General features: G+C 45.1%; 1 protein-coding gene. It reads right to left on the bottom strand.

Annotated features, from left to right (window positions below; translation table 11 throughout):
• Positions 1-1,529: LPD38 domain-containing protein (locus tag AC1DWB_RS34965; RefSeq protein ID WP_477545669.1), on the bottom strand; the 1,529-nt coding region annotated here is incomplete at both ends.

Below are 1,529 nucleotides of genomic sequence, written 5' to 3'. Positions count from 1 at the left end.
CGAGGTGATGAAAAGTTTTTGAATGCTCCCTTTCCTCCGGTGAGTTTATCTGCGCCTGCAGCAAGTAATTTTGCTGTCTCTGTTGTGCGAATCGGGTCATACTGGTCACCGAATTTCATTCCCTGCTCGCGCTGAGGGATGATACTCCCTTCACGGAAAAAGGAATAGTTCGCCATGCCTTCAACAAACGGCAACAATCCCGATATTTGAGAAGGTAGGGCCGACTCCGATAAGGCTCGACGTGCAAACCCATCGAACGCCTCTTTATCATTTTTGTACACATAGTCTAAAGCGCGCTCTGGTAGATTAGAAAAAATCGTTGCTAGGTCAAATGGCTTCGGAATTCTTGCCACCATATCAGTGCCAGGAATAGCAGCCAACCAAAATGAATTCCGCATCCAATCCGGAGCGTTATCTATTGTCTCTCTTTGTGTATCATTTGCAATTTTTTTGTTCAACAAAAACACGCCAACTGTGGGGATGGTAACAGCAGTTAAGGCGCGTGTCGTTGTTCCTATTGGATTTTCCTTTATCGATCGGATGAGCTTCGATTTTCCTTGAATATTGGCGTTTAGGAATGCAACCATCTTATTAGCTTGCCGAATTCCTGTTCCTGCTCTAGCAAAGTCCATCAGATCCCTTGAACGGTATGCGGCCTCTTCTTTGGATTGTCCTTTCCGGAGCGCTGCGCGATACTCTCCGATCTTTGTTGCGGATTCCGTTGTATCGGATATTGCTCGAAGGAGCCCTATCAACGCTTTACCATTGACGATGTTGACAAACTTTTTCGAAACTGGTTCTTTCAAAACCTTTTCGAGTGCCTTCCGATGCACATCACGATCCATTGACATGACATTACCATAAGCACCCAAGTTGTCTATCCAATCTTTGTACAGTTTTCCCTTAGAAATGGCTTGAATTAGTCCAGCACCAAAGTCTGTTATGGGATTGAAACCACTCTTACTTGTAACAAAAGCCTGTAATACATCTCGTATTGGGTTCCGCAAACTGAACTCTGGTGTGAGTGTAGCTCCAGCCCGTAGCAATGATGCTGGCTTAGCCAGTGCGTTTACGATCATGTTCGATGATTCTTTGTCCAGATTTAGCAGCGCTTTATACACTTCTGGCTCAACCTCGTACTTGACGGTATTACCATCCACCCTCACACTAACAACGTTCTTCCTGTCCACCTTTTCATCAGGTCCTAGCTTACGAATGAAACTCCCTTCGGTATCGATGTCGGCCAATTTAGCCAGTTGTGAGGCTACTTTATTCCGTTCTGCTGAGTTTACCGAACTGAATATATTTTTTACCATGTTCTCTAGTGGATCGATTACCGCTCTCTCGGATCCCTTGAGTGACTTAATTGGATTCGCAACATTCGCTAGTGCATCCGACAAGCCACTACCAAACTCCACCACCTCATCATCAAATGATCGGAACAGCGGAATATAGTTCTTCCAACGCTCGTTCAACACATCGGCTAGATCACGGCTAACAACTCCACTTTTCACCAATTCCTCTAACAT

The organism is Paenibacillus sp. P4_E11, from assembly GCF_056401635.1.
This window is presented reverse-complemented; position numbering and strand designations above follow the sequence as displayed.